Source organism: Bradyrhizobium sp. WSM1253 (assembly GCF_000244935.1).
GTDB classification, from domain to species: Bacteria; Pseudomonadota; Alphaproteobacteria; order Rhizobiales; family Xanthobacteraceae; genus Bradyrhizobium; species Bradyrhizobium canariense.
On sequence record NZ_JH600073.1, the window covers coordinates 5,229,775 to 5,255,431 of the forward strand.

Annotated in this window: 25 protein-coding genes and 1 tRNA gene; 15 read left to right on the plus strand and 11 right to left on the minus strand. The window is 64.8% G+C overall.

Features of this window, described 5'->3' with window-relative positions:
* Positions 1-9 precede the first annotated feature (9 nt).
* The 4 genes from BRA1253DRAFT_RS26115 to BRA1253DRAFT_RS26130 all read left to right on the plus strand — a co-directional run bounded on the left by BRA1253DRAFT_RS26115 (position 10) and on the right by BRA1253DRAFT_RS26130 (position 3,373).
* Entirely contained in the window at positions 10-966 is a 957-nt protein-coding gene (locus BRA1253DRAFT_RS26115) for a tripartite tricarboxylate transporter substrate-binding protein (protein ID WP_007599317.1), read from the plus strand.
* A gap of 97 nt (positions 967-1,063) precedes the next feature.
* A tRNA-Arg gene (locus tag BRA1253DRAFT_RS26120) sits at positions 1,064-1,140 on the plus strand.
* Between the two features lie 117 nt (positions 1,141-1,257).
* On the plus strand, positions 1,258-1,971 hold the full coding sequence (locus BRA1253DRAFT_RS26125; protein ID WP_035993961.1) for a DUF2569 family protein: 714 nt from the start codon (positions 1,258-1,260) through the stop codon (positions 1,969-1,971).
* Positions 1,972-2,233: 262 nt separating this feature from the next.
* The gene (locus tag BRA1253DRAFT_RS26130) at positions 2,234-3,373 is read left to right on the plus strand and encodes an amidohydrolase/deacetylase family metallohydrolase (protein ID WP_007599321.1); all 1,140 of its coding nucleotides are present in this window, start codon (positions 2,234-2,236) and stop codon (positions 3,371-3,373) included.
* 7 nt (positions 3,374-3,380) lie between these two features.
* Here BRA1253DRAFT_RS26130 and BRA1253DRAFT_RS26135 read toward each other — a convergent pair whose 3' ends face one another.
* Genes BRA1253DRAFT_RS26135 through BRA1253DRAFT_RS26145 form a run of 3 tightly spaced genes read right to left on the minus strand, consistent with a single transcriptional unit; the run spans position 3,381 to position 4,915 of the window.
* Entirely contained in the window at positions 3,381-3,977 is a 597-nt protein-coding gene (locus BRA1253DRAFT_RS26135) for a TlpA disulfide reductase family protein (protein ID WP_035993963.1), read from the minus strand.
* A complete protein-coding gene (locus BRA1253DRAFT_RS26140) occupies positions 3,970-4,431 on the minus strand; it encodes a DsrE family protein (RefSeq protein ID WP_007599328.1) in 462 nt (153 codons plus the stop codon). Before BRA1253DRAFT_RS26140 ends, BRA1253DRAFT_RS26135 begins: the two co-directional genes overlap by 8 nt.
* Before the next feature lie 19 nt (positions 4,432-4,450).
* On the minus strand, positions 4,451-4,915 hold the full coding sequence (locus BRA1253DRAFT_RS26145; protein WP_007599329.1) for a DoxX family protein: 465 nt from the start codon (positions 4,913-4,915) through the stop codon (positions 4,451-4,453).
* Positions 4,916-4,985: 70 nt separating this feature from the next.
* On the opposite strand from BRA1253DRAFT_RS26145, the gene BRA1253DRAFT_RS26150 reads away from it, so the two are divergent.
* A complete protein-coding gene (locus tag BRA1253DRAFT_RS26150) occupies positions 4,986-5,870 on the plus strand; it encodes a LysR family transcriptional regulator (protein ID WP_007599330.1) in 885 nt (294 codons plus the stop codon).
* A 17-nt stretch (positions 5,871-5,887) separates the two neighbouring features.
* Here BRA1253DRAFT_RS26150 and BRA1253DRAFT_RS26155 read toward each other — a convergent pair whose 3' ends face one another.
* On the minus strand, positions 5,888-7,033 hold the full coding sequence (locus BRA1253DRAFT_RS26155) for an acyl-CoA dehydrogenase family protein (protein ID WP_007599331.1): 1,146 nt from the start codon (positions 7,031-7,033) through the stop codon (positions 5,888-5,890).
* 126 nt (positions 7,034-7,159) lie between these two features.
* Between BRA1253DRAFT_RS26155 and BRA1253DRAFT_RS26160 the strand changes: the two genes are divergently transcribed.
* Positions 7,160-7,837 (plus strand): alpha/beta family hydrolase, encoded by a 678-nt coding sequence (locus BRA1253DRAFT_RS26160; protein WP_007599332.1) that lies wholly within the window; start codon positions 7,160-7,162, stop codon positions 7,835-7,837.
* Between the two features lie 4 nt (positions 7,838-7,841).
* On the opposite strand, the gene BRA1253DRAFT_RS26165 is transcribed toward BRA1253DRAFT_RS26160, so the two are convergent.
* Entirely contained in the window at positions 7,842-8,816 is a 975-nt protein-coding gene (locus BRA1253DRAFT_RS26165) for a ketopantoate reductase family protein (protein ID WP_007599333.1), read from the minus strand.
* 154 nt (positions 8,817-8,970) lie between these two features.
* On the opposite strand from BRA1253DRAFT_RS26165, the gene BRA1253DRAFT_RS26170 reads away from it, so the two are divergent.
* The 3 genes from BRA1253DRAFT_RS26170 to BRA1253DRAFT_RS26180 all read left to right on the plus strand — a co-directional run bounded on the left by BRA1253DRAFT_RS26170 (position 8,971) and on the right by BRA1253DRAFT_RS26180 (position 12,976).
* Positions 8,971-9,774 (plus strand): enoyl-CoA hydratase-related protein, encoded by an 804-nt coding sequence (locus BRA1253DRAFT_RS26170; protein WP_007599334.1) that lies wholly within the window; start codon positions 8,971-8,973, stop codon positions 9,772-9,774.
* Between the two features lie 162 nt (positions 9,775-9,936).
* A complete protein-coding gene (locus tag BRA1253DRAFT_RS26175; protein ID WP_007599336.1) occupies positions 9,937-10,923 on the plus strand; it encodes a TRAP transporter substrate-binding protein in 987 nt (328 codons plus the stop codon).
* Positions 10,924-10,939: 16 nt separating this feature from the next.
* Positions 10,940-12,976 carry a methyl-accepting chemotaxis protein gene (locus BRA1253DRAFT_RS26180; protein WP_007599343.1) on the plus strand — a complete coding sequence of 679 codons (2,037 nt, stop codon included), beginning with the start codon at positions 10,940-10,942 and terminating at the stop codon, positions 12,974-12,976.
* Between the two features lie 45 nt (positions 12,977-13,021).
* On the opposite strand, the gene BRA1253DRAFT_RS26185 is transcribed toward BRA1253DRAFT_RS26180, so the two are convergent.
* Positions 13,022-13,906 (minus strand): LysR family transcriptional regulator, encoded by an 885-nt coding sequence (locus tag BRA1253DRAFT_RS26185; RefSeq protein WP_007599344.1) that lies wholly within the window; start codon positions 13,904-13,906, stop codon positions 13,022-13,024.
* A gap of 113 nt (positions 13,907-14,019) precedes the next feature.
* Here BRA1253DRAFT_RS26185 and BRA1253DRAFT_RS26190 point away from each other — a divergent pair, with 113 nt between their 5' ends.
* From BRA1253DRAFT_RS26190 to BRA1253DRAFT_RS26205, 4 genes are read left to right on the plus strand one after another with little or no spacing between them, the layout of a single operon-like run.
* Positions 14,020-15,384 carry an FAD-dependent oxidoreductase gene (locus BRA1253DRAFT_RS26190; RefSeq protein ID WP_007599345.1) on the plus strand — a complete coding sequence of 455 codons (1,365 nt, stop codon included), beginning with the start codon at positions 14,020-14,022 and terminating at the stop codon, positions 15,382-15,384.
* Between the two features lie 33 nt (positions 15,385-15,417).
* A complete protein-coding gene (locus BRA1253DRAFT_RS26195) occupies positions 15,418-16,422 on the plus strand; it encodes an ABC transporter substrate-binding protein (protein ID WP_007599346.1) in 1,005 nt (334 codons plus the stop codon).
* Between the two features lie 16 nt (positions 16,423-16,438).
* Entirely contained in the window at positions 16,439-17,212 is a 774-nt protein-coding gene (locus BRA1253DRAFT_RS26200) for an ABC transporter ATP-binding protein (protein WP_007599347.1), read from the plus strand.
* Positions 17,205-18,029 (plus strand): ABC transporter permease, encoded by an 825-nt coding sequence (locus tag BRA1253DRAFT_RS26205; RefSeq protein ID WP_007599348.1) that lies wholly within the window; start codon positions 17,205-17,207, stop codon positions 18,027-18,029. Before BRA1253DRAFT_RS26200 ends, BRA1253DRAFT_RS26205 begins: the two co-directional genes overlap by 8 nt.
* 111 nt (positions 18,030-18,140) lie before the next feature.
* On the opposite strand, the gene gtdA is transcribed toward BRA1253DRAFT_RS26205, so the two are convergent.
* Positions 18,141-19,181, minus strand: coding sequence for a gentisate 1,2-dioxygenase (gene gtdA / locus BRA1253DRAFT_RS26210; RefSeq protein WP_007599349.1), 1,041 nt, complete (start codon positions 19,179-19,181; stop codon positions 18,141-18,143).
* Positions 19,182-19,268: 87 nt separating this feature from the next.
* Here gtdA and maiA point away from each other — a divergent pair, with 87 nt between their 5' ends.
* Positions 19,269-19,901, plus strand: coding sequence for a maleylacetoacetate isomerase (maiA, locus tag BRA1253DRAFT_RS26215; protein WP_007599350.1), 633 nt, complete (start codon positions 19,269-19,271; stop codon positions 19,899-19,901).
* A complete protein-coding gene (locus BRA1253DRAFT_RS26220) occupies positions 19,891-20,400 on the plus strand; it encodes a MarR family winged helix-turn-helix transcriptional regulator (RefSeq protein ID WP_007599351.1) in 510 nt (169 codons plus the stop codon). The genes maiA and BRA1253DRAFT_RS26220 overlap by 11 nt, the downstream gene beginning before the upstream one ends.
* 115 nt (positions 20,401-20,515) lie before the next feature.
* On the opposite strand, the gene BRA1253DRAFT_RS26225 is transcribed toward BRA1253DRAFT_RS26220, so the two are convergent.
* The 4 genes from BRA1253DRAFT_RS26225 to BRA1253DRAFT_RS26240 all read right to left on the minus strand — a co-directional run bounded on the left by BRA1253DRAFT_RS26225 (position 20,516) and on the right by BRA1253DRAFT_RS26240 (position 25,542).
* Positions 20,516-22,129 (minus strand): benzoate-CoA ligase family protein, encoded by a 1,614-nt coding sequence (locus tag BRA1253DRAFT_RS26225; protein ID WP_007599352.1) that lies wholly within the window; start codon positions 22,127-22,129, stop codon positions 20,516-20,518.
* Positions 22,126-23,265 carry an FAD-dependent monooxygenase gene (locus BRA1253DRAFT_RS26230; RefSeq protein ID WP_007599353.1) on the minus strand — a complete coding sequence of 380 codons (1,140 nt, stop codon included), beginning with the start codon at positions 23,263-23,265 and terminating at the stop codon, positions 22,126-22,128. The genes BRA1253DRAFT_RS26225 and BRA1253DRAFT_RS26230 overlap by 4 nt, the downstream gene beginning before the upstream one ends.
* Positions 23,266-23,534: 269 nt before the next feature.
* Positions 23,535-24,389, minus strand: a complete 855-nt coding sequence (locus tag BRA1253DRAFT_RS26235; RefSeq protein WP_007599354.1) for a cysteine rich repeat-containing protein — start codon at positions 24,387-24,389, stop codon at positions 23,535-23,537.
* A gap of 151 nt (positions 24,390-24,540) precedes the next feature.
* Positions 24,541-25,542, minus strand: coding sequence for an NADP-dependent oxidoreductase (locus BRA1253DRAFT_RS26240; protein WP_007599355.1), 1,002 nt, complete (start codon positions 25,540-25,542; stop codon positions 24,541-24,543).
* Positions 25,543-25,657 lie beyond the last annotated feature (115 nt).

A 25,657-nucleotide genomic window follows, 5' to 3' on the forward strand; every position in this document is an offset into this window, starting at 1 on the left:
GAGGGGACCATGACGATCACACGACGCGCGCTGCTCGCAGCGCCGGCTATTCTCGCGATGACGCCGGCATTGGCGCAGGCCTCAAAAATCACGCTGGTGGTGCCGTTTCCGCCGGGCGGATCGACCGATGCGATGGCGCGGCTGCTCCAGAGCCATCTGCAGACCAAGCTCAACCGCATCGTCATTGTCGAGAACAAGTCGGGCGCCGCCGGCGCGCTCGGCGCGGCGCAGGTCGCCAAGAGCCCGCCTGATGGCTCGACGTTCCTGGTCACCTTCGATTCACACGCGGTGATCCCCTCCATCCTCGACAAGCCGCCCGTCGATGTCGAGCGCGAGCTGATGCCGGTGTTGCTGGTCGGCACTGCGCCTTACGTGATCGCCGCCGGCGCCGGCCGTCCCTACAAGAGCTTTGCCGACGTGGTGGCGGCCTGCAAGGCGACGCCCGGCGCGGTGAAATATGCCTCCGTCGGCATCGGCACGCTCGGCCATCTCGCCATGACTGTGCTCGGCAACAAGGCCGGCGTCGAGATCATGCACGTGCCCTATCGCGGCGGCGGCCCCGCGATGAACGACGTGCTCGGTGGCCATGTCGACCTGATCGCGGGATCGGCGGCGCTGGTCGCAGCCCAGCTCGGCACCAACATGCTGCGTCCGATCCTGCAGCTCGGCCGCGAGCGGCTGCCCGGCCTGCCGGATACGCCAACCGCGATCGAGGCCGGCTTCCCGGATTTCGAGACGCTGGCCTGGTGGGGCATCTTCGCGCCCACGGGCACGCCGCCGGACATCGTCGCGGGCCTCGCGGCGGCGTCCAAGGAGATACTGAGCGAGCCCGCGACCGCCGCCCAGCTCAAGGAGGCGCAGCAGATGACGCTGCTGCTCGAGGACGGTCCCGCCTTCAAGACCTTCTTCGACAAGCAGGTTGCCACTTGGGGCAAGGTGGTCCGGGACAACAATATCCGGGCGTAAGATGACCGGCAGCCCTCCGCATTGAGCAACGCGTAGGGCTTCCGATCTCCCCTCCGCTTTGATATGAAGCCCCGGTAGCCCGCTCTGCGGGTTCCGCGGTCCCGTAGCTCAGCCGGATAGAGCGACGGTTTCCTAAACCGTAGGTCGGAAGTTCGAGTCTTCCCGGGATCGCCATTTTCTCGAGAGCTAAGCGCCGCGACGGCCGCGGTACTGGTCGCCCCTCCAATTACTTTCTATCGTGACGTGTGTCGATCGCCGGCTAGGATATGGCGGGTGCAGGGGGGCGTTCGCATGGCGGATTCGTGGTTCTACGCGGAAGGTGGGCAGAAACGCGGTCCGATGCCGATATCGGAGCTCCTTCCGCTACTGGCTCGCATCGCAGATTCACCGCGCGTGTTGGTCTGGCGGGAGGGCTGGAAGCCGGTCGCGGAGGTGCGTGAGATCACGGAGCACCTCTTTCGAACGCAGTCGCCGATGCCGGCACCGCAACCGGTCAACGCCACGCGGGAGCCGTCCGTTCCCGCAGAAGACGCTGCTGCCTTCAAGAACGTCCAACCCGAGATGACCGGTATCAGCGGTTGGCTCGCGCTACTCGCGTTCGGCCAAGTGATGGGCATTCTGCGCCTGATCTTCAACGTCGGACAATACGTGCAGTCGATCACCGACGAAACCTGGACTTACTTTCCGACGGTGATCTGGAGCGAAATGCTGATAAATGCCGCCATGATAGGCTTCTCGGTCTGGACAACGGTGCTCCTGTTCAGACACTCCCACAGATTTCCCGCCTTTTTCATCGTGCAAATGATCTGCGCTGTGCTGATGCCGCTCGTCGATCTCCTCTGCGTCGCATCGTTTTTTTCCGCCGCGCTGAACCGACCTTTCAGCGATTTTTTCATCATTGAAACGCGACAGGTCGGACAAACGGTTGTCGGTGTGATGAGTGCCGCGGTTTGGATAACGTACGTGCTTCGCTCCCGCAGAGTCGCGAATACGTTCACGAAATAAGCCGCGTTTGTGGTCCGCGTTGCGTCGGGCCTGATCCCGACCGCGATGCTGAGCTCGATGTCCGGCCGAATGATGCCGGATGCACTGGAGCGGCTGAAGGACGAGGCGCCGCGCGGATCGCAAGCCCAACGGGCACCGACTGCGGCCGATTTGCTTCGGCGGCGCGAAAATTGCTAACAGAGGTGACCAGGCTGGAAGTCTGCCTTCCAGCCTGGTCTGTTTCCCGCCTCTCACGATGCCTCAGCGATATCCGGAGACCATGATGCCTTTCGACTTGATCCTGCGCGGCGGCCGTGTGGTCGACCCGTCCCAGAAGCTCGATGCCGTGGCCGATGTCGCCTTTGCGGGTGGCAAGGTCGCTGCGATCGGCAGCGGGCTCAAGGCGGATCCGGGCACTGACGTGCGCGACGTCTCGAAGTTCATGGTGACCCCGGGGCTGATCGATCTCCACACCCATGTCTATTGGGGCGGTACGTCGCTCGGCATCGATGCCGAGGAATTCTGCCGTCTCTCCGGCGTCACCACCGCGGTCGATACCGGCAGCGCGGGGCCCGGCAATTTCGCCGGATTCCGCAAGCACGTGATCGAGCCGAGCCAGGTCCGCATTCTCGCTTATCTGCACGTCTCGCATGCCGGCATTTTCGGCTTCTCGCACCGGATCATGGTCGGCGAGAGCGAGGAGCTGCGGCTGATGAATCCGATCGAGGCGGCCAAGGTGGCCGATGCCAACCGCGACCTCATCGTCGGCATCAAGGTGCGCGTGGGGCTGCACTCCTCGGGCACGTCGGGCGTCGTGCCGCTCGACATCGCGCTCGAGGTCGCGAACGAGGTCGGCATGCCCCTGATGGCGCATATCGATCATCCGCCGCCGAGCTACGAGGAGGTGCTGGGCCGCCTGCGCCCCGGCGACGTGCTCACCCATGCGTTCCGGCCCTTCCCCAACACGCCCGCGACCGCGCAGGGCACGGTGAAGCGGGCGGTGCTGGACGCCCGCGAGCGCGGCGTGCTGTTCGATATCGGCCACGGCAAGGGCTCGTTCGCGTTCAAGACCGCGCGCGCCATGCTCGCCAACGGCTTCTATCCGGACACCATCTCGTCCGACATTCATCAACTGTGCATCGACGGCCCGGCCTTCGACCAGGTCACGACCCTGTCGAAATTCCTGTGCATGGGCATGCCGCTGTCCGACGTCATCGCAACCTCGACGGTCAACGCGGCGATGGCGCTGCGGCGGCCCGAACTCGGCAGCCTCAAGCCAGGCAGCGTCGGCGACGCCACGCTGATCTCGGTGAGGGAAGGCCAGTTCGACTATGAGGACGTGGTCGGCGAGCACCTGATCGGCGACCGCAAGATCGTCTCCGAGGGTGTCGTGATCGGCGGCCGCTGGTGGCATCCGAATTGATGCGGCGCTAGCCCCGCTCGCGATAGAATTGCAGCAGCTGCGCGCCTGCCGGAGAAAGCCAGTCGGGCGCACCGGCGATGTAGCCCTCGACGTGACCGCTCGTTCCGACGAGATAGGTGATGGGCATGCCGACGAGGGAGAATATCGCGGTCGATGCTTCTGCCGCTGCGCCATAGGCGTCGACATAGCAAGCGAGGTTCTGCACGGCGAGGCCGCTGAGAAACGTGCGGATCTTGCGCAGGTCTTTGGTATCCGTGCAGATCGCGACAACATCGAGCCGGTCCGACCGTGATCCCGCGAGACTTGCGAGCACAGGCAGATCGAGCCGGCAGGCCGCGCACCAGGTGGCCCAGAAATTGACGAGGGTGATGCGGCCCGGCTTCGCGCTCAACGCGACCTCCTTCCCGCCAATGTCTTGAAGCCTGAGCATTGGCATCGACGCGCGCGGCCGCACCAGCGTGAACTGACTGCGGCCGGCCTCGAACACCGGCGGCCAGTCTTCCTGCGCATGGGCCGCGCGGAAGGAGGCAACAAGCGCCGGCGCGGCCATCATGATCGATCGCCGCGACGGCAATGGACCGCTTTCGCGCGCGGTCTCACGCATGAATGTAGGCCCAGCCCTTGAGTTGCAGATCGACCACGCGGCCGATGCCGAACGGCACGAGGCTGGCACCTGCTATCAGCGGAATCGGGACCTGCTCCTTGGCTTCGGCGATCGCTTTTGACGATGCGCACATGCTGTAGGCGAGGTTGGGCAGCGACTGCCGCAGCGCCGCGAGCGGCTCGACCAGCGGACTCCTGTCCGCCCGAAAGACGTCGATGCCCTTACCATTGGCGACGACCTCGATCAGCAATCGCGCGCCCCCGTCCGCAAAGTGCTTCGAGAGGTTGGCCGAGTAGCTGATCGCGTGTCCCATGACATAGGGCTCGTTGCTGTCGATCAGGATCACGACGCCGTCGGCGAGACGATCCTCCTTGGCCGCGGCGGTGCCGCCGGCCGTGAGGATCGCGGTGCCGGCGAGCAGGCCCCTGCGGGACCATCCGTTGGCAGAAATCATGGCTGCGGCGTTCAGCTGTTCAGAACTGACGCGGCGCGATCGGCGCCTTGCGGTCGCGCCCCCACAACACGAACAGGCTGAGCGCGAGCAGAACGACGTTGAGCGGCGTGACCGGCGCCTCGCCGCGCGAGATGTGGAAGACGAGCGCCAACACCTGCAACAAGGAGCAGCCCAGTGCAGCCAACACCGTCAGCCGGGGCAGGACCCGCGTCAGCGCCGGCAGCAGGATGCCGATTCCGCCGGCGAGATCGACCAGCCCGATGAACCGGACGAACGTTGCGGAATACTGGCCGGCCCAGGGCATCATCGCGGCAAGCTCTGGAATCGGCGTCAGCAGCTTGACCAGCCCGGCCGCGGTGAAAACGAAAAAGAGCAGGGCCTGTGCGACCCAAAGGCCGATACGAATGGCGCGGCCGGGGGAGGCAGTCTCGAAGGCGGTGGTGGACACGGGTGGTTCTCCAAAAAAGGTGACGGTCGCCACCATTTGATAGTTTCCTCATATTTGATCATTATGCGTCCCGGGATTAGTTCATTTCCTGGGTGTTGATGATTTCATGGATTCCTTAGTCAGCATGAGGGTGTTCTGCCTTGTGGCCGAGCTGAAGAGCTTCGCGACCGCGGCGCAACGCCTGCGCATCTCGCCCGCGATGGCAAGCAAGCATGTGATGCAGCTCGAGAAGCGGCTAGGCACGCGACTGCTCAACCGCACCAGTCGGCGCGTCAGCCTGAGCGAAAGCGGAGCGCTCTATTTCGAGCAGGCGCGGCAGATGCTCGACTCCCTCGATGAGGTCGAAGCCGCCGTCAGCAAAGCGACGGTCGTTCCGCGCGGCACGCTGCGGCTGACCGCGCCGGTGTGGATGGCGAACGCCCTATTCGCGGGAATTTTGGCCGGCTATCAAAGCCGCTATCCCGAAGTGCGCCTCGACGTCGATCTCAGCGGGCGGATGGTCAATCTGGTCGAGGAGGGATTCGATCTCGCACTTCGCGCGACCGCCGCGCCCGACGAGGCGCTGATCGCGCGGCCCATCACCAAGGTTGCGTTCCTTATGGTCGGCGCGCCCGCTTATCTCGATCGCGCAGGGCGCCCGACCAAACTTGCCGATCTCGCCGGCCAGGCGATGCTGCACTACGCGCTGTACCCGGGTGAAAGCTTCTCCTTCGAGGGCGAGCACGGCACCGAGACCGTCAAGCTCAATCCGGTGCTGCGCAGTGGCAATGAAACGCTGCTGCACATGGCGGCGCTCGAAGGCATGGGCCTCGCCTTCCTGCCGAAATGGCTGGTCGCGGAGGATATCACCGCCGGCCGCCTCGAGCACGTCATGCCCGGGCAGGTCCTTTTTGAGGGGAAGCTGTTCGCGGTCTATCCCAGCCGCAAATACCTCTCCGCCAAGGTCCGGACGTTCATCGATTTCGTCGCGGCCGACAAGCGGATGAGATAGCCGGCTAAGCGAGCTGATTAGAGCGACCTCGCGATCAACAGCTTCATGATCTCGTTCGTGCCGCCATAGATCTTCTGGATGCGGGAATCGATGAAGATGCGCGAGATCGGATATTCCTGCATGTAGCCGTAGCCGCCGAACAGCTGGAGGCATTCGTCGGCGGTCTCGACCTGCTTCTCCGAGCACCAGTATTTCGCCATCGACGCCGTGACGGTGTCGAGGTCCTTGGCGACCAGCCGCTCGACGCACCAGTCAACGAAGACGCGGGCGATCATCGCTTCGGTCTTGCGCTCGGCGAGTTTGAAGGCGGTGTTCTGGAAATCCATCAGCGGCTTGCCGAACGCTTTCCGCTCCTTGGTGTAGTCGACGGTGAGTTTTATGGCGCGCTCCATCGCGGCGACCGCGCCGACCGCGAGCGCGAGGCGCTCCTGCGGCAATTGCTGCATCAGCTGCACGAAGCCCTGGCCTTCTTCGCCGCCGAGCAAATTGTCCGGCGGGACCGTGACGTTGTCGAAGAACAGCTCTGAGGTGTCGGAAGCATGCAGGCCGATCTTGTCGAGGTTGCGCCCGCGCTTGTATCCATCCGCGCCTGATGTTTCGACCACGATCAGCGAAATGCCCTTGGCGCCGTCATCGCCGGTGCGCGCGACCACGATGACGAGATCGGCGGCCTGGCCGTTGGTGATGAAAGTCTTCTGTCCGTTGATGACGTAGGAATTGCCCTGCTTCCTGGCGGTGGTCTTGACGGCCTGCAAATCCGAGCCGGTGCCGGGCTCGGTCATGGCGATGGCGCCGACCATCTCGCCCGAGGCCATCTTCGGCAGCCAGCGCTTCTTCTGCTCCTCGGAGCCGTAATTGAGGATGTAGTGCGCGACGATGGCGCTGTGCACGGAGACGCCGGTCGTCAGCTCCGGCACCGTGCTTTCGAGGTCGTCGAGTACGGCGGCATCATAGGCGAAGGTCGCGCCGAGGCCGCCATATTCCTCCGGCACGCTTGCCAGCAGCGCGCCCATCTCACCGAGCCCGCGCCAGGCGAAGCGGTCGACCATCTTCTGCTCGCGCCATTTTTCGGCATGCGGGGCCAGATCCTTGGCAAGATACTTCCGGAACTGATCGCGGAAGATTTCGAGCTCTTCGGTCATCCAGGAGGAGCGGTAGGACATGGTCACCTCGGTCAATGCGGCTTGCCGGCTTGGTAGGCCAGCCTTCGGCGGCAATTATTGTGTTTTCAGGCTGCGCCGGTGACGCTACCAAGGCGACCGGAAACGCGTCTTTCGGGATGGTTGATTGTGGCTGTCAAAACTCAAGAGCTCAAGCTCGACATCGCGCGCATCGGCACGGTGTCAGCGATCCTGACGCAGCCGGACAAGGCGCGCGCCTGCTACGTTCTGGCGCATGGTGCCGGTGCAGGGATGCGGCACGCATCGATGGACAAGATTGCGGAGGGGCTCGCGAACCGCGGCATCGCGACGTTCCGCTTCAATTTTCCCTACATGGAAAACAAACAGGGCCGTCCCGACCAGCCGGTGGTCGCCCATGCCACGATCCGCGCGGCAGTCGAGGAAGCCGCGCGGCTCTGCCCCGGTGTGATGCTCGTTGCGGGCGGAAAATCCTTCGGCGGGCGCATGACGTCGCAGGCGCAGTCGAAGACGCCGCTGCCTGATGTCAAAGGGCTCGCCTTCCTTGGCTTTCCCCTGCACGCCGACAAGAAGCCATCGACCGAGCGTGCCGAGCACCTTGCCCGTATCGAGATCCCGATGCTGTTCCTGCAAGGCACCCGCGATGGGCTCGCCGATCTCGGCCTCCTCAAGCCCGTCATCGCCGCTCTTGCCCCGAAGGCGACGCTGCACGAGATCGAGGGCGGCGATCACTCCTTCGCGGTGCTGAAAAAGTCCGGTCGCAGCAACGAAGAGGCGCTTGCGGAGGTGCTCGACACGCTCGCGGACTGGATCGACAAGCTCGCCTGAAATCTCACGCCGAATATAGCCCCTTGTCGCGCGCCTTCTGGATCGCGAGCGCGGCAATGAGATCGAGGGTCGGCGTCGACAGGCCGGCGGTGCGCGCGAAGGCTTGGGGCGCCTTCACCAGGACGTCGATCTCCATGGCGCGGCCGAGCTCGTAGTCCTGCAGCAGCGACGGCTTGTGATTGGGCGCGGGACCACTGCGGCTCACGCGCTTGACCTCGGGGATGAAGTGCTGGGCGATCTCGTTGGCCTCGTTCAGCATCCGCGGGATGACCTCGGCGAACGCAGGATCGTCGCGCACGCCGCGCGCGGTCTGGCCGGTGAGCAGGCACAGCACCGACAACGACATGTTGGTCAGCAGCTTTGACCAGATCGCCTCGCGGATCTCGGCGACCGGTGGCGATTCCAGCCGCGCGTCCGTGAAGACACCGCGGAGCGTCGTGATGCGCTGGCAATTGCGGTCGTCGCATTCGCCGATCAGCAGGCGGTTGCGGTCCGGCGTCAGGTTCTGCACCACGCCAGGCGCGATTACCTCGTTGGAGGAGAAGACCACGCCGCCGACGATCCGCTCTTTCGGGATGCAGGCGCGCAAGCGCCCGCCCGGGTCGAGGAAGGAGATGTCCGGCGGGGTCGGGTGCCGCGGCGGCAGGCCGATCCCGTACCACCAGGGAATGCCGTTCTGCGCGAACACAATCGCGGTGTCGTCCTGCAGCAGCGGCTTGAGGCTGGAGACCAGCCCGGTCAACGCGGTTGCCTTCAAGGTGCTGATCACGACGTCCTGGGGGCCGAGTTGGGCCGGATCGCCCGAGGCGTTCACCTTGGCGGAGACCTCGGAATCGCCGACGCGCAGCTTGAGGCCGTTGGCCCGGACCGCCTCCAGGTGCGCGCCGCGCATTACGCACGAGACCTCGTGGCCGGCGCGGGCCAGCCTGACCGCGAGATGGCTGCCGACGGCGCCCGCGCCGAAAATGCAGATGCGCATGTGATGTCCGTCCCTGATCCCTTGATGCCGCCCCGCGACAGCATGACACAAGCCGCCATGCGATGGACGCGGCTGCCCTACGCTCGAAAGATATGGATCAAGGTGCGGTGCCTCGGCCATAGTACGCGCCAAACAAACGAGCGGAGGAACACCGATGACCGACAGCCCCGTCCTGTGGACCCTGGATGCGCGTGGGGTTGCGACCGTCACGTTGAATCGGCCCGAAGTGAACAATGCCTATGACGGTGCATTGATCGCGGGCGTGCTCGCGGCCATGGACGATCTCGGCAGCAAGCCCAACCTTCGCGTGGTCGTGCTCAAGGGCAACGGCAAGCATTTCCAGGCCGGCGCCGACCTCAAATGGATCAACGGCGTGCGGCCGCAATCGACTGATGCGAATGAGGCCGCGTCGCGTGCGACGTTCGAGGCCGTGCAGCGGCTCAACACGCTGGCGATCCCGACGGTCGCGCTGGTGCAGGGCGGCTGCTTTGGCGGCGGCACCGGCGTGATCGCAGCCTGCGACGTCGTGATCGCGGCCGACAACGCCCTGTTCTCGATCACCGAAGTGCGCTGGGGCCTCACGGCGGCGATCATCATCCCGCAGCTCTGCGATGCCATTGGTGTACGGCAAGTCCGCCGCTACGCGCTGACCGGTGAACGTTTCGGCGCCGAGGACGCCCGCCGCATCGGCCTCGTCCACGAGGTGGTGCCGCTCGCCGAGCTGGAAGCCGCCAGCGCGAAGGTGGTCGAGCAGTTGCTTGCCAACGGACCTGAAGCGATGGCCGAGACCAAGCGGCTGGCACTGGAGAGCTCGTTCGGCGGAATGGCGGTGGACGATGCCGCCTACGAGCGGCTCGTGCACCTGCATTCGGTCAAGCGCCAGAGTGCGGAAGCCGCGGAGGGGCTGGCGTCGTTCGCGGAGAAGCGCGCGGCGAATTGGAGTGGCGGCAAGGCCTGAGCGCGCCGCTCAGCAGCAACCCGATACGATCTGCATCGTGCACCTTCCCCAAATCCTGCACGCGGGATCGATTCGAATCCCCGTAATTCCGCGGGGCCATCCTTAAGAGTTCAATCATTCCCGACCATTATGGTTACGACAATTGTCACGCCATGGTGTCGGATGCACAGAGAAGTTCTGGGATTTTGGAAGGCCGGATCGATCGTCGCGGCGGCAACGCTGCTGGTCCTGCATCCGGTTGCCGCTTCACCTCGACTGGTCTCTCTGGCGTTCAATTCCCAGCTGGGGAGCCCGCAGCAGATCGGGGCGGATGAGTTTCGCCAGAAGCTGGTGGCATTGCCCGGCAAGCCCATCGTGATCGACCAGCGCGCCACCAATGCAGTCGGTAGCGAGAACGCCATTCTCGCCGCGACGCAGGCCGGCGCCGTCGATATGGCGGTGCTGTCGGGTTCGGTGGTCAGTGCGGTCGTCCCCGAACTCGGCGTGTTCGACATTCCCTTCCTGTTTCGCGATACGGCTCACGCCAAAGCCGTGGCGCAAGGTCCGGCAGGCGCCGCAATCGCCGCCAAATTCGGCGATAAGGGGCTGACCTTGCTGGCGATTGGCCGACAGGGCTTCCGCAACGTCACGAATTCCAAGCGGCCCGTTCGCAGCCCCGACGATATCAAGGGTCTGAAGATTCGTGTGATCCCGAACCCGATCTATCAGATGACGTTCAAGGCGCTCGGTGCCGAAGTGGTCCCGATGGAATTTCCGCTGGTCTATACCGCGCTCAAGGACGGCCGGCTCGATGGGCAGGAAAATCCCGTGCCGACCATTGCCGGCTCCCGCCTCTATGAAGTCCAGAAATACCTCACATTGACCGGCCACTTCTTCGCGCCGATCGTGTTCATCGCCAACCGTGCCATGTTCGAGCAGCTCACTCCGGCCGACCAGGCAACACTGATCGCGCAGGCAAAAGCGGGGGCGGAGGCGACATGGCAGGCGAAGCTCGATGCCGCGGCGCTCGAGCAGGTGCGCAGCGGCGGCATGGACGTGATCGAGAAATTCGATCGCCAACCCTTCGTCGACGCGGTCAAGCCGCTCGATCAGGAATTCGAGAAGCGGTTCGGCAAGGATCTGCTCGCCACCATCCGGTCCACCCAGTAAGAATTTCGGGATTCCCATGAAATTATCGCACATGATGTCCCGGGTCGGTGTCCGTCCGCGCGTGTTCGGCGGTTTCGCGCTGGTTCTCAGCTTTCTGGTCCTGCTCGCGGGCTTCGCCGTGGTTCAGGTCGAGCGGATCGGCGGAACGGTCAATGACCTCGTGACCAGCGCGGCTGGCGACGCCGGCATGTCGCAGGCGCGTGCCGCGCTCTTGGAAGCGAACTCGGCGGTCGAGAAATTCATCCGGACCTGGAATGTCGGCGACAAGGATGCCGCAGCCAAGGCGATCGACGGCGTGGGCAAACTGGCCGATCAGGCCGATCGGCAATTCGGCAAACTGCAAGCGATCGCGGAAGGCATCGGCCCGGTCAAGACGGCGCTGGAAACCTATCGTGCGTCGTTCACCGCGGCGGCGGATGCCGCGGATCGGCTGCGCGCCGCCACCACGAAGACCGACGCCCAGGGCGCGGCCGCCGGCCTCAATGTCGGCGGCATTCAGGTTGCGCTTGCCAATCGCCCGGAAGATGCGGAACGACTTGTCAACCCGATGCGCCTGGCCGGCGTCGTCGACGCGCTGCGCGTCACCGTGATGCGCTATGGATCCACTTTGTCGACGGGCGATGCCGACGACGCCAGGCAGGCGTTGTCCTACGCCCAATTGGCGATCGCAGACACCGAGGCTGAGCTGGCGACGGTGGACGCCCCCAAATTGAAGACGCTGGTCGCAGCACTCAAGACCGCGATCGCCGCCGACACGACGGCGCTCGAAGAGGTCATCAAGGTCGCCGCCGATCTGCGCGCCAGGCAGGCCGAATTGAAGAAGGCGAGTGCGGCGATCGACGATCAAGTCAACAAGATCAATGCGAAGCTCGGCACCGTGCGCGCCGAGCAGGGCGACAAGACCTCGGCAGCGGTCGATCAAACCAAACGGACCGTCATCGCGACCGCGGCCGGCGCGCTGCTGCTGGGAGCGGTGCTCGCATGGCTTATCGGAGCCAGCGTATCCGGCCCGATTCGCGGCATGACGGACCGGATGCAATCGCTGGCGGCGGGCGAGCTCGATGAGCCCATTCCCGGCGGCGAATCGCGCGACGAAATCGGCCGCATGGCGCGTGCCGTCGAGGTGTTCCGCGAAAATGCACTGGCGGTTCGTCGCATGGAAGGCGAGGCCACGGCACAGCGCGAAGCCACCGAGGCCGACCGTGCCCGCATGATGTCTGATCTTGCCGGCCGCTTCGAGCAGGGCATGCAGGGGGTGATTGCCGGTGTCGGTGGCCGGGCCGACGACATGGGGCGTAGCGCCGAGGAGTTGGCAAAGGTCGCCGAGCGCGGTCGCGGGCTCGCCGAAGCGGTCGCGACCCGCGCCGAGCAGGCATCGATGAACGTGCAGACCGTCGCCTCCGCCACCCAGCAGCTCGCGGCCTCGATCCGCGAAATCTCGAGCCAGGTGCACCGCTCCGTCGCGGTCTCGAACCGGGCGACCGACGAGACCAACCGAACCTCCGATTTGATCCATGGGTTGTCGGATGCGGCTGAAAAGATCGGTACCATCATTCAATTGATTCAGGCCATCGCCAGCCAGACCAATCTACTGGCGCTGAACGCGACCATCGAAGCGGCGCGCGCCGGCGACGCCGGCCGGGGCTTCGCGATCGTCGCCAGCGAGGTCAAGAGTCTCGCGACCCAGACAGCGCAGGCGACCGAGCAGATCGCCAGCCAGATTGCGACGATCCAGAGCGCGACCGGCCAATCGGTCGAGGCGATCAAGCAGTTCGGCACCACCGTCAAGGAAATGGCCGACATCGCCACCGCGATCGCCGCGGCGGTCGAAGAGCAGGGCGCGGCAACGGGCGAAATCGCGCGCAACGTCGAAGAGGCGGCCAACGGCACCACGGCGGTGACGCAGGAAATCGGTCAGGTGCGCGCGGTGGCGGGCGAGACCGACGCCGGTGCCGAAGCCGCTCTTACGGTCGCAGCGGCCCTGAAGCAGCAGGCGGATTCAATGAAGTCGAACGTCGACGACTTCCTCCACACCATCCGCTCGGCGGCCTGAATTCCCGAGAAACCGGCGATGCCGCGGGTGCCAACGAAACGGGCCTCACAGCACCGGCAACAGCGAGCTCTTCAATTCGCGCAATAACGCCTGAACCGCTGCAGCCTGGACCCGTCGCTCTGGAATGGTTGCCTTCACCCATAAATCCGGGATTGGAAAATCCGGCAACACGACCTGCAACGTGCCTTGACGTAGGGCCTCTTCCGCAAGGTAGTGCGAGATGAAGGCGATGCCGTTGCCGGCGATCGCGCTTTTCACGAGCACGTGGCCCTCGTTCGAACTCAACAGCGGCCGGACCTGAACCGTGATACGGTCGCGCGGCCCGTCGAACACCCAGTCCGGACCGGTGGGAAGAAAACTCAGGCAACGATGATCGACCAGATCGCGCGGATGTCGCGGCACGCCGTGCGCCCTGAGATAGGCCGGCGACGCGCACAACAAGCGCTTCAATCGGCATAGGGGCTCGTCGACCACACCGCCGAACGAATGCGGAAACGCGCCGATGGCGATATCGAAGCCTTCGGTCACCGGATCGACGGGACGGTCGATCAAGACGATTTCGAGTTTCAGCTTCGGGTTTTGGGTCTGGAAGGTGCTGAACACATCGGCAAGCCGGGCGATGGTCAGCGATGTCGGTGCCTTGATACGCAAATGATCGATAAGATCATGGCCTTTCTCGCCCATGCGCGACAGGAGATCGCCGACATCGGCGACCACGCTCCGCGCCCTCTGGACATATTCCTGGCCGGCCGCGGTCAGCCGCAATTGCCGCGTCGAGCGATGAAATAGCGGCGTGCCGATCCGCGTCTCCAATTGGGTGACCCGCTTTGCGACCACCGAAGTTGCGACATTGAGTTTTCTCGCCGCGGCGGAAAATCCGGCGGCGTCTGCGGTGGCGAGGAACGCCTGAAGGTTTACCAGGATGTCCATTTTCGGCCTTTCGCGATTCGAGAAAGGTGATCGCTTATTTTGGTAGATTGTAGCCCCACTTGCGTTAATTCATAGTCCGCCCAAGCAAGAGATTTTCAGGGACGGGACGCGCCATGCAGGCCACCACGATCGAAGAACCGGCGCGCCAGGTGCCGCTCTACGGCGAATATGAAGTCGTGGTGCTCGGCGGCGGTCCGGCCGGCATCGTCGCGGCGGCCTCAAGTGCACGCGCGGGACGGAAGACGCTCTTGATCGAGCGCTACGGCTTTCTCGGTGGCATGGGCACCGCTGCCGGCGTCACCAATTTCTGCGGCCTGCATGGGAATGTCTACGGCGAGGCCCACCGGCTGGTGCAGGGCATGGCGTCCGAGCTGCTGGCGCGGATCGATCATTTGAACGGCCTCAACGCGCCGCATCTGATCCTCGGCAAGGTCTTCGCCCAGGCCTACGACACCGCCGCCTACAAGATCGCGGCCGACCAGCTGCTCGCCAGTCACAAGGTGCACATCCTCTTCCACGCGCTCGGCGCCGGCGTCGTGATGGGCGATAACAGCCGCATCGATGCGCTGATGGTCGAGACCAAGGCGGGCCGGCAGGCGGTGCGGTCGGAGATCTTCATCGATTGCTCCGGCGACGGCGATCTTGCGGTGTGGGCCGGCGCGCCGTTCGAATTCGGCGACGAGCACGGTCATCCGATGTATCCCTCGATGATGCTCCGTCTCAACGGCATCGATCCCGCGAAGGCGGGCGATGCCTGGCGCACCATCCCGCAATTGATGGAGCAGGCCACCGCCGCCGGCACCCACACATTCCCGCGCAAGAGCGCGATCGTGCGGCCGCAAAAGTCCGGCATCGAATGGCGGGTGAATTTTACGCAAGTGGCGCGCGAGGACGGCCATGCCATCAACGGCATCGTGCCCGACGATCTCACCCGCGGCGAGATCGAGGGCCGCAAGCAGGCGCTCGCCGCGTTCGAATTCCTGCGCACCGTGCCGGGCTTTGAAAAATCCTACATCGTCGACCTGCCGCCGCAGCTCGGCATCCGCGAAACCCGCCGCATCAATGGCGGCTATCAGCTCAGCGGCGAGGACGTGCTCGGTTGCGCCTCGTTCGAGGATTCCATCGGGGTCAATGGCTGGCCGATCGAGGCCCATGTCCCCGGCGACGTCGTCTTCACCTTCCCGCCGATCCCGGAATCGCGCGGCTATAACGAGCTGCCTTACCGGATGCTGGTGCCCGAAGGCGTCGACAATCTGCTGGTCGCCGGCCGCTGCGCCTCGATGACCCATGAGGGCCAATCGGCGGCCCGGGTCTCCGGTGCCTGTTTCGTGATGGGGGAGGCCGCCGGTTCCGCCGCCGCGCTGGCGCTCTCCGGAAACCGGATCCCGCGTGACATCCCGGTTGAAAAGCTGCAGGAAACGTTGAAACAACAGGGCGCCTTCATCGGACGGGACCAGCCCGTGCCCGAGGGCCTGTAACCGACTGCAAGATAACGACGGCGAGGAAACGAAATGACCGGGATTGTGCGGCTCGCGCTAGCTAGCCTGATGGCGATCACAGCGATGGGCACGGCCCGAGCCGAGGACGCGCTGAAGGCCAGGATCGGCGTGCTCAGGCTGTCCTCCTCCGCGCCCGTCTTCATCGCGCAGGACAAGGGCTATTTCCGCGAGGCCGGCCTCGACGTCGAGCTGAAATTCTTCGATGCGGCGCAGCCGATCGCGGTGGCCACCACATCCGGCGATATCGATTTCGGCGTCACCGCCTTCACCGCCGGTCTTTACAATCTCGCCGGCAAGGGCGTGCTCAAGGTGATCGGCGGCATGAGCCGCGAGAAGGCCGGCTATCCCCTGATCGGCTATTTCGCCAGCAACAACGCCTATGCGAGCGGTCTGAAGACGCCGAAGGACCTCGCGGGCAAGCGCGTGGCGATGACGCAGGTTGGCTCGTCCTTTCACTATTCGCTCGGCCTGCTTGCCGACAAATACGGCTTCAAGCTTGCCGACGTGAAGATCGTGCCGCTGCAATCGCTGTCGAATGCCGCGGCCGCGCTGAAGGGCGAGACCGTGGATGCAGCGCTGCTGCCGATCTCCACGGCGCGAAAGCTGATGGACGACGGCGGTGCGAAGTTTCTCGGCTGGGTCGGCGACGAGACACCCTGGCAACTGGGCGCGGTGTTCGCTTCGCCGAAGACGCTGACTAACAAGGTGCTGGTGACGAAGCTGCTCAGCGCTTTGGCAAAAGCCGACCGCGAATATCACGACGTCATCCTTGCCGCGATGAAGGACGGTGTCGCCCCGATCAACGACAAGACAAAGCCACTGCTGGAGATCATCGCAAAATATACCAATTTGCCGGTGGAGCAGGTGGTCGGCAATTGCGCCTATATCGATCCCGACGGCAAGCTGGATGTGAAAAACGTCGACAACCAGATCAAATGGCTCCAGGAGCAGGGTTTTGCCGACAAGGGCTTCGACGCGAACGCGATCATCGCAAAGGACTTTGTGAAGGCGGATTGAGAGTAGAACGCAACGCATGGACCTGATCGCCAACCACATCACCCATCGCTTCGGCGAGCTCGCCGTGCTCGACGACGTCTCGTTCACGGTCAGCGCGGGCGAGGTGGTGGCGATCGTGGGGCCGTCGGGCTGCGGGAAGAGCACGCTGCTGTCGATCCTTGGTGGGCTGTTGCTGCCGACCTCCGGCGCGCCCGAGCTGCGTGGATCGCCGCCGGCGGACAGTCTCAATCCGCTCACCTTCGTGTTCCAGGACTTTGGGCTGCTGCCCTGGGCCAATGTGGAGGAGAACGTCGAATTCCCGCTGCTGCACACCCAGCTCTCGCCCGTGCAGCGCCGCGCGCTGGTCGACGACGCCTTGCGCCGCACGGGCTTGACCGATTTTCGTAAAACCTATCCAAAGCAGCTGTCCGGCGGCATGCGCCAGCGCGTCGGCATTTCGCGCGCGCTTGCGGTCAGGCCGGCCATTCTCCTGATGGACGAGCCGTTGTCGGCGCTGGATTCGCAGACCCGCGAACTGCTGATGGAGGATTTCGTCCGGCTGCTCGCCGATGGCGGCATGGGCGCGGTCTATGTCACCCACAATCTCGAAGAGGCGGCGCGGCTTGCCGACCGCATCGTGGTGCTGTCGCGGCGTCCTGGCCGCATTCGGGAGGTCGTCAGCGTGCCGATGACGCGCACCGAGCGCGGTGACATTGCAGCCCGTGAAAAGCTGCTCGCGCTTCAGAACCAGATCTGGTCGCTGATCCGCAACGAGGCGATCGATGCCGAGCGCGAGGTTCAGCATGCTTGATCGCGCTCCGGCGGGACCATCTGCGAAGGATGAAGCGGTCCGACGCGTCCGCTTTCGCGGCGCCGGCTTCGTGCCGGCGAGCAGCCGTTTCGGCGGCTGGATCGCGCTCGCGCTGGTCATTGCGATCTGGCAGGCGGCCGGCAGCACCGGCCTCGTCAATCCGCTGTTCCTGCCGCCGCCATCGGCGATCGCGCGTGCAATTTACCAGCTCGCGATCTCGGGTGCGCTGTGGCAGCACCTTTCCGCGTCGCTCCTGCGCATCGGTGTCGGCTGGCTGCTCGGCACGGCGGCCGGTGTCGCGGTTGGCTTTGCCATCGGCCTCTCGCGGCTGGCGCGCAGCGTCGGCATCACCTTCATCTCGGCGCTGTTCCCGATCCCGAAGATCGCGCTGCTGCCGCTGTTGATCCTCTGGCTCGGCATCGGTGAAGAGCCGAAGATCGCGACCATCGCGCTCGGGGTGTTCTTCTCGACCGCGATCTCGGTCTATAGCGGCGTCGACGCGGTGCCGCGCAACCTGATCCGCATGGCGCAGAGCTTCAACGTGCCGTTCGCCACCATCGTGCGCAAGGTGGTCTGGCCGGGCGCGCTGCCCGCGATCCTCGCCGGCTTCCGCATCACGTCGTCGGTGGCGCTGCTGCTCGTCGTCAGCGCCGAGATGATCGGCGCGCAGTACGGCATCGGCGCGTTCGTGCTTCAGGCCGGCAATTTGATGCAGACGGATCAGCTGCTCGCGGGCGTGGTGATTTTATCGGTGTTTGGGTTGATCGTGGGGCGGGTGATCAACTGGCTGGAGATACGGCTCTTGCACTGGCGATAGCCGCAGTCACTGCAGCCGTAGGGTGGGTTAGCGAAGCGTAACCCACCACCTTGTGTCGCCGTGGAGAAACCGATGGTGGATTACGCCTTCGGCTAATCCACCCTACGACATTCACGCGTTCCCGCGATCCTCCCGGAACAAATCCAGCTTCTGCTGCACGGGGCGATCCGAGAAGCTGAACAGCACCGCATCCATGTCGGCCTCGTGCGTGACCCATTGCCAGCTCGGCACCACGAACAAATCGCGCGGGCCCCATTCGAAGGTCGAGTCCCCGATGCGGGTACGGCCGTGGCCTTCGATCGGACAGAACACCGTTGCGTCCGTCGAACGATAGCGCGCGGTCTTGAAGCCCTTCGGCAGCAACTGGATGAACGTGCCGATGGTCGGCATCGCGAAGTCGCCGGTCTCGGGGTTGCTGAATTTCAGCTTCAGCCCGTGACAGGCGTCCCACTCCTGGCTCGTGCGGGCTTTCTCCAGTGCCTCGCGCGTGTAGGCATAGGGATAGCTGAAGATCGGCGACGTCTTCGAGCTCCGCTTCACGTCGACCGGCAGTAAATTGTGGCCGTAGCGCGCAAAACTGTCGCCGGCGGGCCTTGTGATCTTCTGCTGGTCCTCGTTGGAGCCTTCCGCGAAAGAGCAGTCGAAGAACTGCACCAGCGGAATGTCGAGACCGTCGAGCCAGAACATCGGCTGGTCGGTCTCGTTGGAATGATCGTGCCAGGTCATCGACGGCGTGATGATGAAGTCGCCGGGCTCCATCGCGGTGCGCTCGCCGTCGACCGCGGTGTGGGCGCCCTTGCCTTCGAGCACGAAGCGCAGCGCCGATTGGCTGTGCCGGTGCGCGGGCGCGACGTCGCCGGGCACCACCATCTGCACGCCGGCATAGAGCGACGTGGTGATTTTCGACTGCCCGCGCAGGCCGGGATTTTCCAGCACCAGCACGCGCCGCTCGGCTTCTTTCGCCGTGATCAGCTTGCCGGCCTCGGTCATGTAGTCGCGGATGATGTCGAACTTCCACAGATGCGGCCGGCAGGCGCTCTTCGGCTCCGGCGTGATCAAATCGCTCATGACCGTCCAGAGCGCGGTGAGGTTCTCGCCGTCGATCTTCTTGTAGAACGCCTCGCGTTCCGGCGTCTTGGTCACGGCTTCCATGGTGCGGCTCCCGTCGTTTTGATTGACAGTATACTTACGATCTAGGTAGCGTCAACGTGCGAACAAGAACGAAACGGGAGGGTTCCGATGAAGCTGCACGGCTATTTCCGCTCCAGCGCCGCCTACCGGGTACGGATCGCACTGAACCTGAAGGGTCTCGGTGCTGAGCACCTGCCGCATCACCTTCGTAAGGGCGAGCAATGCGCGCCGGCCTATCTCGCCATCAATCCGCAGGGCCTGGTGCCCGCGCTCGAGAACGATGCGGGCGCAGTGCTGACCCAGTCGGTCGCCATCATCGAATGGCTCGACGAGACCCATCCCAACCCGCCGCTGTTGCCGGGGGATGCGTTGCAGCGCGCCAAGGTGAGGGCGTTTGCGCTGGCGATCGCCTGCGACACTCACCCCGTACAGAATCTGAAGGTGCTGGCGCGGCTGCGCGAGCTTGGCCTTGCCGAGGAGAAGGTTCAGGACTGGGCGGCCTGGGTCAACCGCGAGGGCCTCGCGGCCTGCGAGACGCTGATCAGGGCCGAGCCGGGCCCGTTCTGCTTCGGGGATGCGCCGACGCTCGCCGATCTCTGCCTGGTGCCGCAGCTCGCCAATGCGCGCCGCTTCGGCGTCGACGTCTCGGCCTATCCGCGCCTGCTTAAGGCGGAAGCCGCGGCCAAGGCGCTGCCGGCGTTCGTCAACGCCGCGCCGGAGAACCAGCCCGATGCCGAGTAAGCCGCCTCCGATCACGATAGACGCAGTCTATGCCGCGCCGGGCTATCTGTTCCGGCGCATGCAGCAGATCGCGGTCTCGATCTTCATGGAGGAGTGCAAGGCGTTCGACCTCACGCCGGTGCAATACGCGGCGCTGATCGCGATCCACACCCACCCCGGCATCGACGCGACGCGACTGTCCGCGGTGATCGCCTTCGACCGCTCCACGCTCGGCAGCGTGATCGAGCGGCTTCAGGCCAAGGATTTCGTCGAGCGCAGGCCGGCGCCGGAAGACAAGCGGATCAAGCTGCTCTATTTGACCAAATCAGGCGCGGCGATCCTGCGTGACATCATTCCCGCCGTCGAACGCGCCCAGATGCGGATGCTGGAGCCGCTCAAGCCGGCGGACCGCAAGGCACTGATGGGGCTCCTGGCGCAGCTCGTCGATCTCAACAACGAGGCGTCGCGGGTGCCGCTCCGGGCGGAGGACGCGCTGGAGCATCTGGGGAAGGCGCCTTAATCCTGGTTGTCATTCCCCGCGAAGGCGGGGAATCCAGTACGCCGCAGCTTCTCTGCATAACTCGCCGTCTCGGAGTACTGGATCGCCCGCCTTCGCGGGCGATGACAGCGGAGGCTCACATCCGCAACAGCGCTTGCCGGTCGATCTTCCCCGTGCCGGTCTTCGGCAGCTCGTCGATGAAGATCACCTCGCGCGGATATTTGTACGGAAGCAGCTTGCCCTTCACGTAATCCTGCAGCCTGCGGGTCGCTTCGCTTTGATCCGCCGCGCGGCTGTTCATCACCACGACCGCCTTCAGCGTCATGCGCCGGTCCGGCAGCTCGGCGGCGAACACCGCGCATTCGCGGATGTCCGGGTGGTCGGCGAGGCACAGCTCGACCTCGAGCGGGTAGACCCACTGGCCGGAGATCTTGATGAGATCGTCGGCGCGGCCGCGGAAGAAGTGAAAGCCGTCGGCATCGCGGACGAAGCGGTCGCCGGTGTAGATCCAGCCGCCTTCGCGGATGGTCTCGGCGGATTTGTCCGGCCGGTTCCAGTATAGCGGCGTGTTGGAATCGCCGCGCACCCACAAGATGCCTTCCTCGTCGTCGGCGACATCGCGGCCGTCCTTGTCGCGCAGCGCGACCTCGTAGCCGGGCACGCGCAGGCCGGCGGCGCCAAGCTTCTTCCGCTCGGGACGGTTGGAGAGATAGATGTGCAGCACCTCGGTCGAGCCGAGGCCTTCGACGATCTCGAGACCGGTGAGCGTCTTCCAGCCGTTGAAGACGTCGGCCGAGAGCACCTCGGCGGCCGAGAGCGCCATGCGCAGCGACGAGAAGTCGGTCTTGTCGGCCCCCTCGGCCTTGGTCAGCGATGTATAGAGCGTCGGCAGGCCGAAGAAGACCGTCGGCTTGTACTGCTCGATCGCCGAAAAGATCGCCGCGGGCTTGGGCTGGCCCGGCAACAGCAGCGTCGTCGCGCCCGCCGAGAACGGGAAGGTGATCGCGTTGCCAAAGCCATAGGCGAAGAAGATTTTCGGCACCGAGAAGCAGATGTCATCCGGCGTCAGCTTCAAGACGTTCTGCGCAAAGGCGGCCTCACTATAGGCCATGTCGTGCTGGAGATGCACGATGCCCTTGGGCCGGCCGGTCGATCCGGACGAGTACATCCAGAACGCCATCTCGTTGCGATGCGTGTCGGCTTCCGCGAGTTCGGCCGGAAATTGCGGGAGCCAGCCGGCGGCAGAGACGGCGTTCGGTGCGGCGTGATCGCCCACCGCGCCATTGACGACGATCAGCGTCTGCAGGCCCGTGTCCTTGCAGGCCTCGGCGTTGAATCGTGCACAGAACTCGGCATCCGCCACCGCAACAGAAGCGCCGGAATCGGCGAGATAGAATTGCAGCAGATCCGGCGGCGTCAGCGTGTTGATGAGCAGCGGCACGAAGCCGGCACGTACCGCGCCGAAGAACGCGGCCGGATGAGCCGGGGTATCGTCGAGGAACAGCAGTACGCGGTCGCCGCGCTTGAGGCCGAGCGAGGCAAAGCCGTTGCCCCAGCGGCAGGCTTCCGCGCAGAGCTCCGCGTAGCTGCGCGTCCCCGCGGGGCCAATGAGTGCGAGCTTGTCGCCGCATCCTCTTGCGAGATTGTCGAATAGAACGCGGCTGGCATTGTAGACCTGCGGAACGGAAAAGCCGATCTCGCGCGCGCCCGCGCAGTCGGCGGGCACCTGATCGTTAATCTGCCCGCTCATGCCTCGTCCCCACCGTTCTTGGCGGCTTCGTAGCGCGCCATGAAGGCCGGCGACATCGCGCGCAGGCGGGAGTCGTCGATGCGGCCCGAACGGGTGATGTAGCTGTAGGCAAAGTCCATCAGGCCCTGCTGCATGTGCTGAGCAAAGTGCTCGTACCAGAAAGCGCTGGTCCGCGCGGCGTTGACGAGCTTCTGCACCACCGGCTTTCGCGCGGCCTGGTAGCGATGCAGGGCAGTGGACAGGTGCGCATCCGATTCCAGCGCCTTGACCAGCGCAATGGCGTCCTCGATCGCGAGCCGCGTGCCCGAGCCGATCGAGAAATGCGCCGAATGCAGCGCGTCGCCGAGCAACACCATGTTCTTGAACGACCAGTGCTCGTTCCAGACCCAGGGGAAGTTGCGCCAGACCGATTTGTTGGAGACCAGCGAGCGGCCGCCAAGCGTGTCGGCGAACACCTCCTCGCAGACACCCTTGGACTGCTCCACGTCCTTGTAGGCGAAACCGTAGGCCTGCCAGGTCGCGTGATCGCATTCGACCAGGAACGTGCTCATGGTCGGTGAGTAGCGGTAGTGGTGGGCGTTGAAGGCGCCGCGGTCGGTCTTCACGAAGGTCTGCGACAGCGTGTCGAAGCGCTTCGAGGTGCCGTACCAGACGAACTTGTTGGAGGAGTAGGACAGCGAGGTGCCGAAATCGCCCTCGAAGGCGCGGCGCACCAGCGAGTTCAGCCCGTCGGCAGCGACGATCAGATCGTGGCCGTTGAGCTGGTCAATCGCATGAATTGGCGTGTCGAAGCGCGGGGTGACGCCGACATCGAGTGCGCGCTGCTGCAGGAACCGCAACAGCTCGAGCCGGCCGATCGAGGAGAAGCCGACGCCGTCGATGGCGACGCTGTCGCCGCTCAGGTTCAGGGTGATGTTCTCCCAGCTCTCCATATGCGGCGCGATCGCGTCGACCGTCTCGGGGTCGTCGGCGCGCAGGAATTCCAGCGCCTGGTCAGAAAACACCACGCCAAAGCCCCAGGTCGCGTCGGCCGGGTTCTGTTCGAACAGGTCGACTTGATCCTCGGGGTGACGCTTCTTCCAGAGATAGGCGAAGTAGAGCCCACCGGGCCCCCCGCCGATCACGGCGATCCGCAACGTCTGTCCTCCCTGATTGACAGTATACTTACTATCTAGGGGTAGACTAATGTGCTCGGGTCGCCCGCGCCAGCGGAATTATCGGCAAGGCGCGCGGCACGCCGAAGCTCACGTCCGGACGCGCGTTTGGCGCGTGTCCGGAGCAGTGACCTTGCGAAGCATAGCCAAACCGTGGCGGCTTGGCCATCCGCCCCGTCAGACGCAGCGCTTCACGTAGACCCCGTCCACCAGCACCCCTGGTAAAGCGGACCACCGGATGGCACGCTTCTCTAGCGCGCAGCGAACGGCGCCAGCACGTCCTTGCAGGCGGGCGACAGCGACGCGGCGTTGCTGGCAATGCATTGGATGATCCGACCGCCACCTGGCGCCACGCTGCCGCACAGCGTGCGGACATCCTCGCGACATGCGGACTGGACGATGAACAGCTCTTCGCGTGGCCGCAGCGGGCGCAGCACGATCACGGCGGGCGCGGCTGCCGGTGCAGCTGCCGCAGGAGCTGCGCCCGCAGGTGCCGCCGTTGCTGCCGCGCCACCGCCGGCCGCGGCGCTCACGGCCTTCTCGCAGGCCGGCGAAACCTTTGCCTTGTTCTTCTCCAGGCATTCGAGCGCAGGCGCGCCGCCCGGTGGCACGCTGGCGCACACCGTGGGATAATCGGCGCGGCACGCGCTCTTGACGGCAGCGACCTGCGCGCTGCTCGGCTGTTTGGCTGCAGCGGCGGCTGCAGCAGCCTTGGGCGCGGCCGCCGCAGCCGGCTTTGCGGCGGGAGCGGTTTCAGCCTTCGGCGCGGCAGGCGCGGCCTCCGCCTTGGGTGCGGCCTCCTTGGGTGCAGCCTCGGTCTTCGGCGCGGCTTCGGTCTTCGGCGCCGCAGCAGGCTCGACCGCGCGAACCGCGGTTTGGCATCCCGATGACAAGCTGGACATGTTCTTCTGCAGGCATTGATAGGCTTCCACGCCGCCGGGCGTGACGCTCGAACAGTGCGCCATGAAGTCCGAGCGGCATGCGGAGCGGATCGCGCTCTTCTGCGCCTCGGTCGGTGCCTGTGCGAATGCGCCTGCTGCAGTTGCGAACAGAGCCGCCGCCAGCAACGCCCCGCGTGCTGATGCATGTTTCAACGTGTTGAACATCCGAGTGAATCCTGCCCTGTCGGTAACGCCGACATTTTTTCAAAAGTGATGCAAACAATCGTCGCGGGTGATGCCGCGCGCGACATCATTGGCCGCCGCGACCTCTACCGCAAGTAGATATTGGCGTTGCAATTGCGACGTAACTAGGTCGTCAGAGCTTGACCATCCGCTTGCCGCGGTTCTCGCCCGCCAGCAATCCGATCAGCGCCTTCGGCGTGTTCTCGAGGCCGTCGATGATGTCCTCCTGCACCTTCAGTTTGCCGGACGTGACCCAGGCCTGGAGATCGGCGAGCGCACGCTGGCTTTCCTTCATGTAGTCCATCACGATGAAGCCCTGCATGACGAGCCGCTTCACCACGATCAGGCCGGGCACGCCGCGCGGGCCGTGTGCCGAGGGCGCGCCGTCATATTGCGAGATCGCGCCGCAGCACGCGATGCGGCCGTAATTGTTCATCTGCGGCAGGCAGGCTTCGAGAATGTCGCCGCCGACATTGTCGAAATAGACGTCGATGCCCTTCGGAGCCGCCGCGCGCAGCGCCTTGAACACCGCGCCGTCCTTGTAGTCGACGGCGGCATCGAAGCCGAGCTCGGAGGTCAGCCAGTTGCACTTGTCGGCGCCGCCGGCGATGCCGACCACGCGGCATCCCTTGATCTTCGCGATCTGCCCGACAATCGAGCCGACCGAGCCCGCGGCCGCGGAGACTACGACCGTCTCGCCCTCTTTGGGCTTGCCGATCTCCAGCAGGCCGAAATAGGCTGTGAGGCCGGCGATGCCGAACACGCTGAGCAGATGCGTCATCGGCTCGAGCTTCGGCATCTTGGTGAGATGTTTGGCGGGCACTGCCGCCAACTCCTGCCAGCCGGTGTCGCCGAACACGATGTCGCCGGGCGCAAGCCCCGGCGCCTTCGAGCTGATGACCTCGGCGATGGCGCCGCCGGCCATCACGCTGTTGGCTTCGACCGCTGAGCGATAGGTCGCGCCGTGCATCCAGGCGCGGTTGGCGGCGTCGAGCGAGATGTATCGCACGCGCAGCAAGGCCTCGCCGTCCTTCGGCTCAGGCACCACACCCTCGACCATCTTGAAGTGCTCGGGACCGAGCTTGCCGCTGGGCTTTTCCACCAGAAGAATCTGACGATTGACGCTGCCGCTCATGATGTTTCCCCTCGGTCGTTGACGATTATTGATGCAGCTGCCGCAAGAAAAACGTGCAAGCCGCTTTCGTTGTGCGCTGCATGCAGGCTAGATCGCGGGCGCCAGTTTCGCAACG

Bases quoted from the DNA above. Each gene is read 5' to 3' on its own strand.
- BRA1253DRAFT_RS26115 (WP_007599317.1), top strand. From the start codon at position 10: ATGACGATCACACGACGCGCGCTGCTCGCAGCGCCGGCTATTCTCGCG.
- BRA1253DRAFT_RS26125 (WP_035993961.1), top strand. From the start codon at position 1,258: ATGGCGGATTCGTGGTTCTACGCGGAAGGTGGGCAGAAACGCGGTCCG.
- BRA1253DRAFT_RS26130 (WP_007599321.1), top strand. From the start codon at position 2,234: ATGCCTTTCGACTTGATCCTGCGCGGCGGCCGTGTGGTCGACCCGTCC.
- BRA1253DRAFT_RS26135 (WP_035993963.1), bottom strand. From the start codon at position 3,977: ATGCGTGAGACCGCGCGCGAAAGCGGTCCATTGCCGTCGCGGCGATCG.
- BRA1253DRAFT_RS26140 (WP_007599328.1), bottom strand. From the start codon at position 4,431: ATGATTTCTGCCAACGGATGGTCCCGCAGGGGCCTGCTCGCCGGCACC.
- BRA1253DRAFT_RS26145 (WP_007599329.1), bottom strand. From the start codon at position 4,915: ATGGTGGCGACCGTCACCTTTTTTGGAGAACCACCCGTGTCCACCACC.
- BRA1253DRAFT_RS26150 (WP_007599330.1), top strand. From the start codon at position 4,986: ATGGATTCCTTAGTCAGCATGAGGGTGTTCTGCCTTGTGGCCGAGCTG.
- BRA1253DRAFT_RS26155 (WP_007599331.1), bottom strand. From the start codon at position 7,033: ATGTCCTACCGCTCCTCCTGGATGACCGAAGAGCTCGAAATCTTCCGC.
- BRA1253DRAFT_RS26165 (WP_007599333.1), bottom strand. From the start codon at position 8,816: ATGCGCATCTGCATTTTCGGCGCGGGCGCCGTCGGCAGCCATCTCGCG.
- BRA1253DRAFT_RS26170 (WP_007599334.1), top strand. From the start codon at position 8,971: ATGACCGACAGCCCCGTCCTGTGGACCCTGGATGCGCGTGGGGTTGCG.
- BRA1253DRAFT_RS26175 (WP_007599336.1), top strand. From the start codon at position 9,937: ATGCACAGAGAAGTTCTGGGATTTTGGAAGGCCGGATCGATCGTCGCG.
- BRA1253DRAFT_RS26180 (WP_007599343.1), top strand. From the start codon at position 10,940: ATGAAATTATCGCACATGATGTCCCGGGTCGGTGTCCGTCCGCGCGTG.
- BRA1253DRAFT_RS26185 (WP_007599344.1), bottom strand. From the start codon at position 13,906: ATGGACATCCTGGTAAACCTTCAGGCGTTCCTCGCCACCGCAGACGCC.
- BRA1253DRAFT_RS26190 (WP_007599345.1), top strand. From the start codon at position 14,020: ATGCAGGCCACCACGATCGAAGAACCGGCGCGCCAGGTGCCGCTCTAC.
- BRA1253DRAFT_RS26195 (WP_007599346.1), top strand. From the start codon at position 15,418: ATGACCGGGATTGTGCGGCTCGCGCTAGCTAGCCTGATGGCGATCACA.
- BRA1253DRAFT_RS26200 (WP_007599347.1), top strand. From the start codon at position 16,439: ATGGACCTGATCGCCAACCACATCACCCATCGCTTCGGCGAGCTCGCC.
- BRA1253DRAFT_RS26205 (WP_007599348.1), top strand. From the start codon at position 17,205: ATGCTTGATCGCGCTCCGGCGGGACCATCTGCGAAGGATGAAGCGGTC.
- gtdA (WP_007599349.1), bottom strand. From the start codon at position 19,181: ATGGAAGCCGTGACCAAGACGCCGGAACGCGAGGCGTTCTACAAGAAG.
- maiA (WP_007599350.1), top strand. From the start codon at position 19,269: ATGAAGCTGCACGGCTATTTCCGCTCCAGCGCCGCCTACCGGGTACGG.
- BRA1253DRAFT_RS26220 (WP_007599351.1), top strand. From the start codon at position 19,891: ATGCCGAGTAAGCCGCCTCCGATCACGATAGACGCAGTCTATGCCGCG.
- BRA1253DRAFT_RS26225 (WP_007599352.1), bottom strand. From the start codon at position 22,129: ATGAGCGGGCAGATTAACGATCAGGTGCCCGCCGACTGCGCGGGCGCG.
- BRA1253DRAFT_RS26235 (WP_007599354.1), bottom strand. From the start codon at position 24,389: ATGTTCAACACGTTGAAACATGCATCAGCACGCGGGGCGTTGCTGGCG.
- BRA1253DRAFT_RS26240 (WP_007599355.1), bottom strand. From the start codon at position 25,542: ATGAGCGGCAGCGTCAATCGTCAGATTCTTCTGGTGGAAAAGCCCAGC.